General features: G+C 54.8%; 15 protein-coding genes. 6 read left to right on the forward strand and 9 right to left on the reverse strand.

Features of this window, described 5'->3' with window-relative positions; translation table 11 throughout:
- Positions 1-95: 95 nt before the first annotated feature.
- The 3 genes from dctP to H1D41_RS15305 all read left to right on the forward strand — a co-directional run bounded on the left by dctP (position 96) and on the right by H1D41_RS15305 (position 3,037).
- A complete protein-coding gene (dctP, locus tag H1D41_RS15295; protein WP_228849731.1) occupies positions 96-1,106 on the forward strand; it encodes a TRAP transporter substrate-binding protein DctP in 1,011 nt (336 codons plus the stop codon).
- A gap of 81 nt (positions 1,107-1,187) precedes the next feature.
- Positions 1,188-1,748 carry a TRAP transporter small permease gene (locus H1D41_RS15300; protein ID WP_228849732.1) on the forward strand — a complete coding sequence of 187 codons (561 nt, stop codon included), beginning with the start codon at positions 1,188-1,190 and terminating at the stop codon, positions 1,746-1,748.
- Positions 1,745-3,037, forward strand: a complete 1,293-nt coding sequence (locus tag H1D41_RS15305) for a TRAP transporter large permease (protein WP_107495592.1) — start codon at positions 1,745-1,747, stop codon at positions 3,035-3,037. Before H1D41_RS15300 ends, H1D41_RS15305 begins: the two co-directional genes overlap by 4 nt.
- A gap of 71 nt (positions 3,038-3,108) precedes the next feature.
- On the opposite strand, the gene H1D41_RS15310 is transcribed toward H1D41_RS15305, so the two are convergent.
- The 5 genes from H1D41_RS15310 to H1D41_RS15330 form a co-directional block, all read right to left on the reverse strand.
- Positions 3,109-4,233: an enolase C-terminal domain-like protein gene (locus H1D41_RS15310; protein ID WP_228849733.1), complete on the reverse strand. Its 1,125-nt coding sequence runs from the start codon at positions 4,231-4,233 to the stop codon at positions 3,109-3,111.
- A 74-nt stretch (positions 4,234-4,307) separates the two neighbouring features.
- Complete coding sequence (locus tag H1D41_RS15315) at positions 4,308-5,615, reverse strand: TRAP transporter large permease (RefSeq protein ID WP_228849734.1); 1,308 nt, start codon at positions 5,613-5,615, stop codon at positions 4,308-4,310.
- Positions 5,616-5,618: 3 nt separating this feature from the next.
- Positions 5,619-6,146 carry a TRAP transporter small permease gene (locus H1D41_RS15320; RefSeq protein WP_228849735.1) on the reverse strand — a complete coding sequence of 176 codons (528 nt, stop codon included), beginning with the start codon at positions 6,144-6,146 and terminating at the stop codon, positions 5,619-5,621.
- Between the two features lie 69 nt (positions 6,147-6,215).
- A complete protein-coding gene (locus tag H1D41_RS15325) occupies positions 6,216-7,193 on the reverse strand; it encodes a TRAP transporter substrate-binding protein (protein ID WP_228849736.1) in 978 nt (325 codons plus the stop codon).
- Between the two features lie 60 nt (positions 7,194-7,253).
- Positions 7,254-8,558 (reverse strand): NAD(P)/FAD-dependent oxidoreductase, encoded by a 1,305-nt coding sequence (locus H1D41_RS15330; RefSeq protein ID WP_267473718.1) that lies wholly within the window; start codon positions 8,556-8,558, stop codon positions 7,254-7,256.
- A gap of 89 nt (positions 8,559-8,647) precedes the next feature.
- On the opposite strand from H1D41_RS15330, the gene H1D41_RS15335 reads away from it, so the two are divergent.
- Entirely contained in the window at positions 8,648-9,541 is an 894-nt protein-coding gene (locus H1D41_RS15335; protein WP_228849738.1) for a LysR family transcriptional regulator, read from the forward strand.
- Here H1D41_RS15335 and H1D41_RS15340 read toward each other — a convergent pair whose 3' ends face one another.
- Positions 9,542-11,233: a thiamine pyrophosphate-binding protein gene (locus H1D41_RS15340; protein ID WP_228849739.1), complete on the reverse strand. Its 1,692-nt coding sequence runs from the start codon at positions 11,231-11,233 to the stop codon at positions 9,542-9,544.
- 162 nt (positions 11,234-11,395) lie between these two features.
- Here H1D41_RS15340 and H1D41_RS15345 point away from each other — a divergent pair, with 162 nt between their 5' ends.
- Positions 11,396-12,091, forward strand: a complete 696-nt coding sequence (locus H1D41_RS15345) for a GntR family transcriptional regulator (protein ID WP_228849740.1) — start codon at positions 11,396-11,398, stop codon at positions 12,089-12,091.
- Positions 12,092-12,105: 14 nt separating this feature from the next.
- Positions 12,106-12,426, forward strand: a complete 321-nt coding sequence (locus tag H1D41_RS15350; protein WP_228849741.1) for a hypothetical protein — start codon at positions 12,106-12,108, stop codon at positions 12,424-12,426.
- 1 nt (position 12,427) lies between these two features.
- Here the strand turns inward: H1D41_RS15350 and proC are convergent, their stop codons facing one another.
- From proC to H1D41_RS15365, 3 genes are all read right to left on the reverse strand, one after another.
- On the reverse strand, positions 12,428-13,255 hold the full coding sequence (gene proC / locus H1D41_RS15355; RefSeq protein ID WP_228849742.1) for a pyrroline-5-carboxylate reductase: 828 nt from the start codon (positions 13,253-13,255) through the stop codon (positions 12,428-12,430).
- Between the two features lie 4 nt (positions 13,256-13,259).
- Positions 13,260-14,015, reverse strand: a complete 756-nt coding sequence (locus tag H1D41_RS15360) for an aspartate/glutamate racemase family protein (protein ID WP_228849743.1) — start codon at positions 14,013-14,015, stop codon at positions 13,260-13,262.
- A gap of 96 nt (positions 14,016-14,111) precedes the next feature.
- The gene (locus H1D41_RS15365) at positions 14,112-15,005 is read right to left on the reverse strand and encodes a LysR family transcriptional regulator (RefSeq protein ID WP_228849744.1); all 894 of its coding nucleotides are present in this window, start codon (positions 15,003-15,005) and stop codon (positions 14,112-14,114) included.
- Between the last annotated feature and the right edge of the window lie 152 nt (positions 15,006-15,157).

Raw genomic sequence — 15,157 nt, forward strand, 5'->3', positions numbered from 1 at the left:
AAAACTTTTGCATAATGTGCCTGACTAACAACCGGGACGTCGCCACAAAAGAAGCCACGCCCATACCGAATAAACCAGTCTATAGGGAGATAACTATGACATTTACTAAACTGACCAAAGGCCTTGTCGCCGGCGCACTTGGCGCACTGATGTCCACAGCCGCAATCGCGGAAGACATCTCACTGCGTTTCGCAGGCGTGTTCCCGATCGATCACCAGGGCACAAAGATGATGGAACAGGTTGCAGCTGACGTTGCTGCAGCTGGCGTTGGTCTGACCATCGAAGTTTTCCCTGCGAACCAGCTGGGTTCCGGCGAAGCACTGTTCGAAGAAGTTGGCCGTGGCAACATCGATCTGGCAGCTGCGTTCATCTACGCTGACACCGACTCACGCCTTGAATTCCTGTCTATGCCGTTCCTCGTTGGCGGCTGGGATGACATGGATAACATCATGCGTAACCTGGATTCCGAATATAACACCATTCTGCAGGAAATCGTAGGCGACTACGGCGTGCAGGTTCTGGCACAGAACCCTGAAGGTTTTGTTGGTATCGTGGCAACACAAGAGCCAACCAACTGGAACACATTCGACGACAAAGGCATGAACATCCGCGTATGGTCATCCAATGTTGTGAAATCCATGGTTGAATCACTGGGCTTCCAGGCGACAACAATGGCTTGGGGCGACATCTTCCCAGCGATCCAGTCTGGTATCGTTGACGGCGCGATCTGCTGCACCAAGACTGCGACTTACTCTATCTTCGCACAGTCTGATGTTGGATCTCACTTCATTGAGTATAACTCAATCTCTGAGCTGACAACATTCTACGCGTCCCAGCGTTCCCTGGACAAGCTGAACGACGAGCAAAAAGCTGCTCTGCAGGCTGCTATGACCAAAGCGTCTGACGACTTCTTTGCTTACAACCGTGAAAACGATGCGGTCTTCGGCGAGAAACTGGTTGAAGCTGGTTACACCATCCTGAGCCTGAACGACGAAGAGCAGGCTGCAATGGCTGCACACGTACAGGAAAACATCTGGCCCCTGATGGCTGAGAGCGTTGGCCAGGACGTTATCGACCGCCTGCTGGCTGCAAAAGCAGCTAACTAATCAGATAGATCAGAAGGGCCGGCCAAAGCGCCGGCCCTTTTTCTACGTTCTGACACGTAATCAAAGTTAAGAGGGGGGGACATGGCGTATAAAATTACAGATGAACTGCCGGCCTTTATTGGCAAGCCCATGGACTGGGCATTGGTGGTTATGAAGATCATCGCAACATTTTCAGGCTTTCTGATGGCTTTCACATTTGGGGCGGTTGTTATCATCCGCTACGGATTTGGCGGCGATCTTTTTGCATATGAAGAATGGCTTTTGGGCATCAGCATCGTGGGCTTTTTCGCAGGGGCCGTTCTGGCGTCCGAGCGCAAGTTACACATCAATGCGGATATTCTGGGCATTATTATTCACAATCCACGCCTGATCTGGTGGCGCAGTCTGGTCATCCTGGTGATCGAACTGGCTGTGATCCTGTTTATTATCTACGCATCCTACCTCGCAATTGAATATGACCTGAGCCGCCCACGCCTGCGTGGCACGCCGGTTCTGCGTATTCCGTTCGTCACATGGCGGATCGCAATCATGGCAGCATTCTGCTTCATGGCGACCTATTCCGCAGCCTATCTTTACGTTCATATCCGCAAGGGCCTTGGCTTGCCCCTGAAAGCTGACACCCTTGAGGAGGCCGCAGAATGATTATTACCGGAAGTCTGATTATCGTCTGTGTGATGCTGCTGCTTGGTGTCAGCGTCTATGTCGCCTTTGGTGCGGTACTGATGTTCATCGCAATGGTCGGGGACCGCGCAATTGACGGTTACCTCGGGACTGGTGAAACGGGCATCCGTTCGCTGGTTCTGCTGGCGATTCCTCTGTTTATGATTGCCGGTGGCATCATGGAAAAAGGCCGGATCGCAGCCCCCCTTGTGGCCATGGCCGAGATGTTTATCGGTCATATCAAAGGTGGTCTGTCCGCGGCGGCTGTTCTGGCTTGTGGCGTGTTCGGATCCATCTCTGGTTCTGCAAACGCGACCCTGACCTGTATCGGTGGCATCATGATGCCGCATCTGAAAAAGGCGAACTATCCTGCGGGTCAATCCGCGGCACTGATCGTATCAGCCAGTCCGCTTGGCCTTTTGATCCCGCCAAGTTCGTCGCACATCCTTTATGGCTGGGTTGCACAGCAACACGTGCTGAAATGCTTCCTGTCGACCGTCTTCCCGGCGATGATCCTGATCACCCTGCTGATCGTCACCAACCGGTTCATGCTGCGTAAATATGACGATATCATTGTCAGTGACAAACCTTCGCCGTTTATGCCCGTTCTCTGGCAACAGTCTAAGCTTGCAAGCCTTGCACTGCTTATGCCTGTGATCATTCTGGGTGGCATCTATGGTGGCGTTATGACGCCAACCGAAGCCGCTGGTATTGCTGTGGTCTATGCGATCCCTGTTGCGATCTATTTCTACAAAGGTCTGACGTGGAAGACCCTGGCCCAAACAATTCAGCGTTCCGGCGTGACAATTGGTGTGGTGATGGTCATGATCTTTATGGTGCTGATCGTTTCAAAAGAACTGACAGCCCAGGGCGCGCCGCAACTGGCAAAAGACATGGTGTATTCTGTATCTGACAACCCGATCGTCATTCTTCTGATGATCAACGTTGTGATGATCCTGATCGGTATGCTGATGGATGACATTTCCGGTCTGCTGCTGGCGACGCCAATTTTGCTGCCTATCGCGCAAAGCACCGGAATGGACCCAATCCATTTCGCAGCTGTTATCGGCGTGAACCTGGGTATGGCAAACATCACACCACCAACCGCACCTCTGCTCTATCTTGGTGCGCAGGTTTGTGAAACGTCCGTTGCTAAGATGCTCTGGCCAACTCTGGTCTTCATCATCTTCGCATGGCTGCCAACCCTGATGTTGACCACATTCATCCCTGAACTGGCACTCTTCCTGCCAGACCTGCTGCTCAGCAAGTGATCCGGGACAACCCCAAAAGAAAAGGCGCCCTTCCGGGGCGCCTTTTTTTTGTTGTTTCTGTGTCTGGAAGATTACTCCAGAACCTCAGCCACTGCGTATTTCGCAAGCTTATCCGGGTTCACATCAACGCCAAGGCCGGGGCCGGTCGGCACATGGATGCGGCCGTTTTTCACCGGGAATGGATCAACCAGGATGTCGTCTGAGGCATAGTAAGTCGCCATGTAGAATTCCGCCTGCAGGTGCAGATCGGGCACGGCTGCCATCAGATGGGTACCGGCGGCATGGGCCAGACCAGTTTCAAACATGCAGCCGCCATATACCTCAATGCCGGCGGCCCGTGCAATGGCGGCGACTTCCAGTGCGCGGCGAATGCCTCCGGATTTCATGATCTTCAGTGAGAAAATATCCGCAATGCGGATCTGGGCCCCATAAAGCGCGCCCTTGGGGTCAAACACGCTTTCATCCGCCATAATCGGCGTGTCGATCACATGGGTGATATGCGCCAGCGCTTCACGTTCATGCATTTTCACCGGTTGCTCAATGAACGTCGGGCGGAATTGTTCCAGATCGCGAATACACCGCACCGCATCATAGGCCCGCAAACCTTGGTTGTAATCAATGCGAATGTCGATTTCATCGCCGTAGATCTCACGCAGTTTTTCGGCCCGCATCACGTCAAAGCTGTGATCTGCAAAGCCGGTCTTGAACTTAAAGATCCGCACGCCGTCTTCCCACATCTTCGCGATGTCTTCCAGATCCGCGTCAAAATCAGGGTTCGCGACGGAAAAGCTCATGCCCATGTCATCGCGCAGACGTCCGCCGACAAGTTCACAGACCTGAAGACCGGAAATTTTGCCAGTGATATCAAGCAATGCCATTTCAAGCGCAGCTTTGGCTTCTGAATTTGCAATCAGCATCCGGTCGGCCATCGCCATATGTTTTTCCACCTGCACCGGATCTTCCCCGATCAGATGCGGGCGCAGATGCACATGCAGGGCCGCCGCCGCCCCTTCTGCGGTGCCGGTGAACACAGGCCAGGGCGATGCCTCCCCCCAACCGGTAATTCCGGTATCCGTTGTGATTTCCACAATCACCGAATGGATGCCAGCAACATCGCCGCTGCCGTGGGAATGGACCGCTTTGGCAGGAATAAGGATCCGGTGTACCCGGATGGTTTCGATTTTATGGTCGCTCATGGCGAGGCTCCGCAGAGGTTGTTGACAGGAAGGTAAAAGAAAAGCCCGCACCAATCAGGCGCGGGCTTTGATATCTAACGCGCTGGTCGCATGCTTTCCGGTAACCATGTGGCCAGTTCCGGGAAGCTGATCATGATGAACACCATCACAACCATGATCAGGAACAGTGGGATCGCCGTTTTCGCAATGTAACCCATGTCATGCTTGGTAATGCCCTGCATCACAAACAGGTTGAACCCGATCGGCGGTGTGATCTGGGCCATTTCAACCACGATCACGATGAAAATACCGAACCAGATCAGGTCGATCCCGGCGTTGATCACCATCGGCTGCACAATCGCCATGGTCAAAACCACCGATGAAATACCATCCAGGAACATGCCCAGTAGGATGTAGAAGAACATCAGCGCCATCAGCAGAGAGAATTTCGACAATTGCAGGCCATCAATATATTCCGCCAGGGCGCGCGGCAGCCCGGTGAAGCCCATCGCCAGGGTCAAAGCAATCGCCCCCATCAGGATAAACGCGATCATGGCAGAGGTGCGGGTTGCGCCCAAAAGGCTTTCAATGAAGGCTTCTTTGCTCATCGATCCCTGTGCAACCGCCAGCAGGAATGATCCGATCACACCAATGGATGCAGCTTCCGTTGCCGTCGCCCAACCGCCATACATTGACCCGATCACAACCAGGATCAGCAGGATAATCGGGATCAGAAAGCGGCTTTCATACAGCTTCGCGCCCAAGCTCATTTTATCCGCAATTTTGGGCACTTCCGCCGGGCGGAACAAAGACCAGCCCGCGACATACATCATGAACAGACCTGCCAGAACAATGCCCGGAATAATCCCTGCCATGAACAGCTTTGAGATACTTTGTTCAACCGCAACACCATAAACAATCAACGTCAGGGACGGCGGGATCATCAGGCCAAGGGTCGCAGCCCCGGTCAGCGTGCCGATGATCATATATTCAGGATATCCGCGTTTGCGCAGCTCAGGGATCGACATTTTGCCAACGGTGGTCAGCGTCGCAGCAGATGACCCGGACACAGCAGCAAAAATCGTACAGCCCACGATATTCACATGCACAAGCCCGCCTGGCAAACCCTGCATCCAGGGCGCAAGACCGCGGAACATGTCTTGTGATAATCGACTTCGGAATAGTATTTCGCCCATCCATATGAACAGCGGCAAAGCGGTTAAGGTCCAGCTGGAAGAACCCGTCCAGATCCGCGTCAGCATCGCATCGCCCGCCGGGCGCGTGGTGAACATTTCAAGGCCGATATAGGCAACGCCAAACAGGGCCAGACCTACCCAGACACCGGTTCCGAGAAACAGGAACAGGATGAACAGGAAGATCGAAACAAGATAAAACTCTTCCATGATTTACTCTCCCTGCAGGTCGGCGACGTCGTGCCGGATGTTGTCTTTGCCCGTAAAGAGCGTGCAAAACAGGTTGTCAAAAGCGCAGATCGCCAACAACACAGTTCCGATCACCATAGACACCTGCGGTATCCAGATCGGCCATGCGTCCTGGCCCTGGCTGATGTCATTGAATTTGTAGCTTTCATAGGTCAACTTCACCGCGTATTTCGCGAAGATATAGGTGAAATAGCTGGCGATTGCCCAACACCAGATCTCGCCAAATTTGCGGAGCTTTCCAAGTGCGCCCAACAGCAGATTCACCCGAATGTGGCTGCCGCTGTTCAACGCATAAGGAAGGGCTAAGAATGACGCTGCCGCCATGCAGTACCCTGTAAATTCGGGCGCACCCGTCATAATTTCACCGATCCAGCGCGCCATCATCTGCATAGAGACAAAGCACAGGATCAGGATCAGGAACACCGCAGCCAGATAGCCGGCATAACGATAAAGCGCATCCAGAAGCACGCGCAAAAATCTTAACAAAGTCATTCTAATCCCCCCTTCGATAGAATGCCCGGCGACCAGAGCCGCCGGGTCTGTTTCTGTTACAAAAGCGGATTATTCAGCTTTGAACGCATCAACCAGTGCCGTGCCCTGATCGCCTGCTGTTTCCAGCCATTCAGCGGTCATGGTCGCGCCGATTTCGCGCAATTCACCTGCCAGTTCGTCATTCACAGGACCGGTTGTCATGCCGTTTGCGGCCAGCTGACCCACAGTGAATTCAGTGTACTGAATGGAACGCCAGTCGCCTGCGTATTCGGCAACGATGGAACAGCCATTGATCACGTTTTGTGTGGCTTCATCCAGGCCGTTCCACGCGTCCAGGTTCACCAGCACATAGTTGCGCGGCAGCCAGGCATCGACAGAATAGAAATGTGACAGGCTTTCCCACACTTTACGATCATATCCAGTGGACCCGGATGACACCATACCCTGCGCAACGCCGGTTGCAAAAGCCTGTGAGATTTCAGCAGCTTCGATCTGTACCGGCAACATGCCAGCCAGTTCCGCCATACGCGCAGATGCCGCGTTATAAGCGCGGAACTTCAGGCCTTCCATGTCCGCAAGTGAATTCACTTCGCGGTCAAAATACAGACCCTGCGCCGGCCATGGCACGGAATACAGCATGTGCAGGTTTTGCTCTTCGAGGAGTGCTGTCAGAGGCTCTTTTGCGGCTTCAAACAGCTTCTCGGATGCCTCGAAAGAGGTCGCAAGGAATGGCACAGAATCAAAGCCAAACAGGGCGTTTTCATTCTGGTGACCAGACAGCAGGCGTTCACCGATGTTGACCTGACCGGTCTGGATCGCACGTTTGATCTCAGCGCCCGCATACAGCGATCCGCCCGGGTGTGTCTGGATTTCCAGCGCACCACCGGTGCCCGCAGTCACACAGGCCGCAAATTCAGCGCCGGTTGCGGAATGGAAGTTGGTTGCGGAATAGGCCATTGGCATATCCCAGGTTTCAGCCGTTGCGCCAATGGCCGTCAGAGCTGTTGCTGCAAGACCTGCAGCGATGGTTTTGGTTACTTTGGACATGGTTTCCTCCCTTAGGTTTTCAGTCCTGTGCCGGTGTTTCCCGGTCATTTCGTGGTCGTTTCAGAATCTTTGCGGGTCGTAGACCGACAAATCGATATTCTCGCGTTTCCCGCTGATCATACCGGCGATTATTCTGCCGGTTTTCGGTCCTGCGGTCAGACCGATATGATGGTGGCCAAAGCCCGCAAAGACGCCGGTGTTTCCGACTTCTCCAATCACGGGCAGGCTGTCGCTGGTGGCCGGGCGATGTCCCAGCCAGGGAACTTCTTCACTATATTCAAAGTCCGGGAAATATTCCTTCACCTTGCGACGCAGGAAGTTCAGAGGGCCTTGCGAAATCTCATCATTTAATCCGCCAAATTCGACGGTACCCGCACAGCGTAACCCACCATCCATCGGTGTGGCTACAAATTTCCCCATGGTCATCATCAACGGGATATTTGGCATCTGGCTGGGGTCTTTGAACATGATGTGATAGCCGCGTTCGCTTTCCAGCGGCACCTTCAGGCCCAGCTTGTCAGTCAGCGCTTTGGACCAGGTACCGGTCGCCAGCACAACCTTGTCGCAGGCAATCTCGCCCTGCCCTGCCTGCACAGCAGTCACTTTGCCATCCGTCAGGGTAACGTCTTTTACATCCCCCTGGACAAACTTCGCGCCTTCCTGTTCGGCAACCTTCGCCAGCGCCGCCACATAACCGCCCGGATCACGCATGTGCCCGTGATCGCGCATCAGCGCGAGACAGTTCAGGTTCTTCGCCAGCATCGGTTCCATTTCATGCACCGCACCACCTTCGATGATCTCGGGTTCAAACCCCGCGATTTTGCGCAGCTCCCAAGTGTAGCTGTCCGCCTCAAAGGCCGCACGGTCTTTGTAAACAAAGCTGTAGTCCGATTTATTGACCCAGCTTTCAGCCTCCGTGCCTTTGGTCAATGCCACATGCTGATCGACCGTATCATGGGTGATCCGTGTCAGCCCCTGGGCAATGCGACGGGTGTCTTTGTCATTGGCATGTGACAGATATTTCAAAAGCCAGGGCGTCAGTTTCGGCAGGTAAGACCAGCGCAAGAACAGGGGGAATTCGCGGTCAAGCAGCAGCTTCGGCGCTTTGGGGATCATGCCTGGATAGGTCACGGGTGCCACGGAACAGGCAGCCAGCACACCGGCATTGCCAAACGAAGTTGCGCTGCGGTCGCCTGGCTTTGCCCGATCAATCACAGTCACATCCGCCCCGGCCCGTCGCAGCCAGATCGCAGCAGAAACGCCGACAATGCCCGCGCCAATCACAACAACTGATTGTTGCTCCGTCATTCTATCTATCCCCCCGGTCAGCCTGCGTTTTGCGCTTGAAAAGCTGGCAAATCTCATCTTCTGAACCCTGAGGGTGCCAATCCCCAATCATCATTTCAAATATTAATTTCTGGCAACATCATCACTTAATGTTATATGATTTGCTTATGTCACTTCGTTTCCGCCAACTTCAGGCCTTTCACGCCATTGTTGAAACCGGCACCGTCACCGGTGCAGCGAACCAATTGGGTATTTCGCAACCTGGGATCTCAAATCTTCTGGCGCAGCTGGAACGTCATACCCGCCTGAAGCTGTTTGAACGCAGCAAAGGCCGGCTGATTCCCACACCAGAAGCGGGCGTGCTGTATCAGGAAATTGATACGGTGGTGCGCGGTCTTGATCACGTGGCGCAGGCGGTAACCGATTTGCAGAACAAACAGGCCGGACAGTTGCAGGTGGCCTCGCCGCATTCCCTGTCCTTCGGGATGATGCCGAAACTGATCGCCGAATTTTCCGCCGACAAACCCGATATGTCGATTGCCTTCCAGTCGAACTATTCCACCAAAGTCCAGGAATGGGTGCTGGCAGGCCTGTTTGAGGTTGGGATTTGCGAATTACCCCTGCTTTACGATTCCTTTGAAACTGAGATGTTTCAGTTCGAAACCCTTTGTGCCCTGCCAGAAGACAGCCCGCTTGCGCAATATGACGTGCTGACGCCAGAGATTCTGGAAGACGAACCTTTCATCGTGATGGGGCCGGAGCATATGACCCATCGGCGCACGCGCGAAGCCTTTCACAATGCCGGCAAACGCTGGCGCCCGCGGGTGCATTCGCATCTGTTTAAGAACAACCTGAGCTTTGTGAAAGAAGGCATGGGCGTCACCATTCTTGACCCGTTTGTCGTGAAATTTGACCGCGAAGGTGGCTTTATCACGCGTCCCTTCCGCCCGGCTGTGACGATTGAAATGGCAATCATCACATCAAAAGCCCGGCCGCTTTCCGCGATCGGGCAAGAGTTTCGTAAAATTCTGTCGGCGGAATTGGCCGCATACAGGATATAATCAACCCATCCAGCGACGCACGGGGGCGGCGGCATCTTCCAGCGGCTGACAGATCACGTCGATCAGGGTTGGTCCGTCGTGGGCGAAGGCTTCTTTCATCACCCCGTCCAGATCTTCCACTTTCTCAACACGCCAGGATTTCACCCCAAAGGCTTCGGCCACAGCCGCCTGATTGGCGCGGTTGAAATCCACGTTGTAATACCGCTTATCGCAATCATCACGTTGGCTGGCTTTGATCCAGCCAAAGCTTGCGTTTGAGAACACGATGTAGGTCACAGGCACATTGTGGCGCACGATGGTTTCCAATTCACCACAAGCAAAGGCAAAAGATCCGTCCCCCATCATGGCGACAACTTTTTTGTCCTGCGCGCCAAACCAAGCACCCGCTGCCGCAGACAAGGAATAGCCCAAAGCACCATGCGCCCGGTTGGTGATATATTGGCGGCCTGGGAATTTCTGCTGGGAATAGGCGTTGTAATAGGGGCAGCTTGTGCCGGGGTCAGACACCACAATCCCGTCACCCGGCAGGTTTGCGTTCAGCGCCGTGATGATCTGTTCCGGAATGATCATATCGGTAACGCTCGCCGCAAGCGCGTTGAATTTCGCGAACTTACGTTCCTTGATATCCGCGATCTGCGCCGCTGCACCAAACTGCGGTGCAGCGCCGTCGCGTGCGTCCAGATATTCGTTCACCGCCGCCAGAGACAGCTGCAAATCCGCAACCACACCCACCTCAGTCGGGTAGTTTGCGCCAATCACCATCGGGTCATTGTCGAAATGCACGATCCGCTGGCCAGGCTTCGGGGCTTCCCAACGCGATGTGGTGGTAGAGCCCGCACGCGCGCCCATAAACACCACAAGATCAGCGGCTTCCATCATTTCCCAGGTCTCATCCGTGCCACCGTTTGATCCAACAACCCCCAGGGACTGTGGATGCGCATCCGCCAAAGACCCTTTGCCAGAAATCGAAGTCGCAACGGCAATATCAAGACGCTCTGCCAACTTGGCCAACTCATCCATTGCGCCTGCAATCACAACGCCGCCGCCACAAACAATCAGGGGCTTCTTCGCGGTCAAAATCGCTTCAACCGCGGCCTCAGCCGCACCAGGTTCAGGCGCTGCACGATACGCGGGGTAAGATTTATGCTTTTCATCGCCCCAGATGTCATTGGTCGGCACATCATCATATTGGATGTCATAAGGCAGGCCCAGATGCGCGGAGCCAGAGCGGCCTGTGGTCATCGCACGAAACGCCTGACGCACCATACGTGGGATGTGATCGGCGCGTTTGATCACTGTGTTGAACTTGGTCAACGGCGCCATCAGCGCTTCCTGGTTGACCTCAGTCAGCGGGTATTTTCCGTAAGACCCGACAGAAATATCCGTGGTGATCGCCAGCACAGCGTAAGAGCTTTCATTCGCCTCAATCAGACCCGGCAGAATATAAGTCGCACCCCCACCAGACGGGCCTTCGCACACGCCAGGGCGACCGGTCACGCGGGAATAAGCATCGGCCATATAGGTGGCGGAGCGTTCATCGCGGGTCAGGATATGGGTGATATTGTGATCCAGATTATGCATCGCATCATAAAACGGCAGGGTCGTGTCACCACAAAGGCCAAAAATATGTTCAACCCCATGTGCTTCAAGCGAACGCACCATCGCCTCTGCGCCATTCATCGTGTTCTTCAAGGTCGTATCCCCCAACGTTCTTCCCGGCGGAACCGGGGTAAATCTATTTCGTGTGCGAAACTGTATACAATTCTGTGGTCAATTGTGAAGACATATTTTTATTTTCCTTTTCACGCCCTGTCAGGACGTGTAAAAAGCCATAAAACCAAGGGGCAGAATGATATGACAGATAAGGGCAGCAGCGTTGATCGCGTCTATGAAACCCTGCGGGATATGGCGATTAACTTTGATTTCAAACCGGGTGAACGCCTGAATGAAACCCATCTGACCTCAAAACTGAACGTCAGCCGCACCCCCCTGCGCGAAGCTCTGAACCGTCTGGTGGCCGAAGGTTTTCTGACACTCGCCAAGGGGCAGGGTTTCTTCTGTCGCGCCCTCAGCCCGGAACAGATCCTTGAACTTTACCAGCTGCGCTGTGCCCTTGAAACGGAAGCCCTGCGCATCGGAATCAGCACCGCTGGTGATGAGGATATCGCCGCCTTCTGCGCCTATCTCGACGAAACAGAAAAAACCTATGGCACCTGTGAAGACCTGTCCGAACTTCTGAACATGGACGAAGAGTTTCACATGCGCCTGGCCGGGCTGTGCGGCAATGGTGAACTCTGCCGGACGCTTAAAAATGTCAATGAACGTATCCGCTATGTGCGCCTTGTGAACCTGCGCCAGCTGCGTGAGAACGGGGCACAGGCCTCTGAGAACAGCTATCTGTCCGCACACCGCGTGGTGGCTGATGCCGTACGCGCCCGGGACACAGACAAAGCCGTCACCGCCCTGCGCGCCCATATTGAGCGCCGCCGGGAACAGACGATTGAACTGGTCCGCCTCGCCTATTCCCAGCTGTACGTGCCGGCTGTTTGAAGGATTATTCCTCTATGCGCGCTCTTCTTTTCGTTCTTTGCCTGGCGATCCCGGGAAACGCCCTGTCTGACACCTGCGAAAACCAATTTGAAACATTCACCGGCGGCTTTGAAGCCTGGGTGGAACGCGTCTGGCAGGTGAAACTTGAAACCAACGAGTTCGAACCTCAGACGTTGGTCATTCCGTTTCAATCGGGCGCAACGCGCATCTATACTATTGATGTTGTTTTTATGACGCCGCAACATGAGGTCGTCATTCAGATGCAAAGTGCGAACGGCGAAGTTACACTGACTGAACGGCGCATTTGTTATACCCGCGCAGAACCAGACGAATAGCTTATCCTTCCGCGCCTTTCGCAAGTTCCTTACTGCGTTCCGTCGCTGCCCGCACGGTCTGGCGCATCAGAACCGGCAGTCCTTTGTCGTCATCCATCAACACCTGCAACCCGGCTTCGGTCGTGCCATTGGGTGAGGTCACATTGCGGCGCAACTGCGCGGCGCTTTCCGTGGAACTCTGTGCCAATGCCCCTGCTCCGGCAACAGTCGCTACGGCCAGTTTCATCGCCACGTCCGGTTTCAATCCCTGGACTTCGCCCGCTGCGGCAAGGCTTTCGATCAGGTGAAACACATAGGCCGGACCAGACCCTGACACACCTGTAACAGCGTCCATCTGTGCCTCGGATTCTACCCGCACTGTCTGCCCGACAGCCCGCAACATCTGATCCGCAAGATCCAGATCAGAGGCCTCGCAATGGGCATTCCCCACCAGCGCCGTGATCCCCTGACCAATCGCTGCGGGCGTGTTTGGCATGGAACGCACCACAGGCGTACCCGCGCCAAGGATAGCTTCCAGCGCCGCCAGCGTGCTGCCCGCCGCGACGGAAACAAACAGCGTATTACCGCCACCAAGCGCCTTCAGATCTCCAGCGGCTTCAATCAATTGTGGCTTCACCGCCAGCACACAAACCGCAGCTTTTGCGACGGGCGTGTTCAGGCGCAGCCCTTTGCCTTCCAGCATCTTCAGCCAGTCGCCCGGATGTGGATCCAGAACGGTCACGGCTTTCGGGTCAACACCGGCCTCAAGCCAGCCTTTCAACAGGGCAGACCCCATACGACCACAACCCAGCAGAACCAGCCCGCCTTCATTCGCCTTTTGCAAACTCATGTACTTATCTCCAGGCCAGACCAGGTTTTGGATCATCCAGACCATGTGCAAACCGATCCGGCACAAGGCTTTCGTGGAACCATTTCAGCAGGGTGTAGATGGAATAGACCGGCAGGCCCGTCACCCGTCGTACATCCGCCGCGTATGGCGTCATATTGGTGCATTCCAGAACGATCGCGCCCAGATCGGGGTGGGCTTTCACGAAATCTGTGGCTGCTTTGATCATGTCTTCGCGACAGGCGGCGAAATCAATCTGCGGCGCATCACCAAGGATATCGCGGGTAAAGACGTTCCCACCCTCGGTGCCCCAGACCGGCGTATCAAGCGGCACGCCAGCGGCCTCAAGATGGCGATCTGTCAGGGTTTCTTTCGAAATCGTCAGAATGCCCGCACGTTTGCCCGGTGGCAGAGTGGCCTGCACCACGGGCTGTTGCATCAGCGAAGATGTGGCGACCGGCACGGGCACGGCTTCGGTCAGCTGATCCTGGACAATCGCCAGAAACCCGCAGTTCGTCGTGATCCCGTCACAGCCGCTGGCAACCAGATCTTTTGCAGCTTCAATGAACTTATCCACCAGCAGGCGCGCATCTCCGCGCACCACATTTTCAGGATTCGCGCCGCGAACCACACGATATTGCACCGGGAAGGGCCAGGTCGTGGCATTGCCAATATCGCCGGGAATACGCGGAAACTGTGTTTCCAGCATCAGAATGCCCAGATTTGCCCCGTAAACCGTCTTGCCACCATATTCAGTCTGCATCGCAACCTCCCCTTTGTTGCTGCGGAAATTCCCCGGCATCATACGGTATGAATTATCGTGCGCAAGGCTGTATACAATTTTTCGGGGCTGGCTTTCTCAACCTCGATCTGCCCCTTCCCGTGCAAGCCAGTTGAAAACCAGTCGCGCCCGGTCAGAGGATTGATTGTGTAGCTTGATATAGAAATCCTGGGGTGAAGACATGGTATCAGACACCAATTCCACCAGTTTGCCACGTTCCACCAGATCAGAGATCAGCCCACCCCAACCCAGAACGGCACCCATATCATCCTGCGCCGCCTGCAGTGCGATGACGTAATTGTTTACACGGTGGGCTGTGTTCAGTTCCGCAGAACACCCAAGCGCTGCCATCCATTCTGTCCAGTCCGTCCAGCCGGTTTCAGGTGCATCCAGATGGATCAGCGGCACCTGCGCCAGATCCTCAACAGATGTAATCTGATGTCGTTCTGCAAAATGCGGGCTGCCAAGGGCGGTGATCCGGTCATGAAACAATGCCTGACAGGGGCCGGGTTCTTGCGTGAGGTCACCGTAATGAATGCTCAGATCCACATCCGACGCTGCCGTCGCGAAATCATCCACCACCTGGGCCACCTGTATATGCCCGTATTTCTGCCAGAACTGCGCCAGTTTCGGCGTCAGCCAGAAGGAACTGACCGCGGTGGATGACCGGATCGTTACGGCAGATCGCGCACGCCGCGCACGCAATTGCCCAATTGTTTCACTGATTTCCTCAAACCCTTTCTGAAGCGCCACCAGCAGATAGGCCCCGGTTTCTGTCAGCTCCACCCCTTTGTGAGCCCGGTAAAACAACACACAGTTAAGTTCTGCCTCAAGCGCTTTCACCTGATGGCTGACCGCCGCTGGTGTCACGTTCAGCTCCCGCGCGGCGGCTTTAAAACTGACATGACGTGCTGCCGCTTCAAAGCTGGCAAGCGCGTTCAGGGGTGGCAGATCATAAGGGCGTTTGGGCAAGTTGTTCTGTTCCCGGATTTGATTAGGTCCAACCTGAATGAAGCCGTTACCACCGTCCAGGTTAGTTTTTCTAACTCTGGATGATTTTTTTTGCAATTGTCAGACCACGCCCGCCTGTGGGACGCGGGATTAACTTCATCTGACTTTAAGGC

Origin of the sequence: Halocynthiibacter styelae (assembly GCF_016123485.1) — a bacterium.
GTDB lineage: Bacteria > Pseudomonadota > Alphaproteobacteria > Rhodobacterales > Rhodobacteraceae > Halocynthiibacter > Halocynthiibacter styelae.

Excerpts from the sequence above, each read along its gene's own strand:
- dctP (WP_228849731.1), top strand. The coding sequence starts at position 96 with ATGACATTTACTAAACTGACCAAAGGCCTTGTCGCCGGCGCACTTGGC.
- H1D41_RS15300 (WP_228849732.1), top strand. The coding sequence starts at position 1,188 with ATGGCGTATAAAATTACAGATGAACTGCCGGCCTTTATTGGCAAGCCC.
- H1D41_RS15305 (WP_107495592.1), top strand. The coding sequence starts at position 1,745 with ATGATTATTACCGGAAGTCTGATTATCGTCTGTGTGATGCTGCTGCTT.
- H1D41_RS15310 (WP_228849733.1), bottom strand. The coding sequence starts at position 4,233 with ATGAGCGACCATAAAATCGAAACCATCCGGGTACACCGGATCCTTATT.
- H1D41_RS15315 (WP_228849734.1), bottom strand. The coding sequence starts at position 5,615 with ATGGAAGAGTTTTATCTTGTTTCGATCTTCCTGTTCATCCTGTTCCTG.
- H1D41_RS15320 (WP_228849735.1), bottom strand. The coding sequence starts at position 6,146 with ATGACTTTGTTAAGATTTTTGCGCGTGCTTCTGGATGCGCTTTATCGT.
- H1D41_RS15325 (WP_228849736.1), bottom strand. The coding sequence starts at position 7,193 with ATGTCCAAAGTAACCAAAACCATCGCTGCAGGTCTTGCAGCAACAGCT.
- H1D41_RS15330 (WP_267473718.1), bottom strand. The coding sequence starts at position 8,558 with ATGAGATTTGCCAGCTTTTCAAGCGCAAAACGCAGGCTGACCGGGGGG.
- H1D41_RS15335 (WP_228849738.1), top strand. The coding sequence starts at position 8,648 with ATGTCACTTCGTTTCCGCCAACTTCAGGCCTTTCACGCCATTGTTGAA.
- H1D41_RS15345 (WP_228849740.1), top strand. The coding sequence starts at position 11,396 with ATGACAGATAAGGGCAGCAGCGTTGATCGCGTCTATGAAACCCTGCGG.
- H1D41_RS15350 (WP_228849741.1), top strand. The coding sequence starts at position 12,106 with ATGCGCGCTCTTCTTTTCGTTCTTTGCCTGGCGATCCCGGGAAACGCC.
- proC (WP_228849742.1), bottom strand. The coding sequence starts at position 13,255 with ATGAGTTTGCAAAAGGCGAATGAAGGCGGGCTGGTTCTGCTGGGTTGT.
- H1D41_RS15360 (WP_228849743.1), bottom strand. The coding sequence starts at position 14,015 with ATGCAGACTGAATATGGTGGCAAGACGGTTTACGGGGCAAATCTGGGC.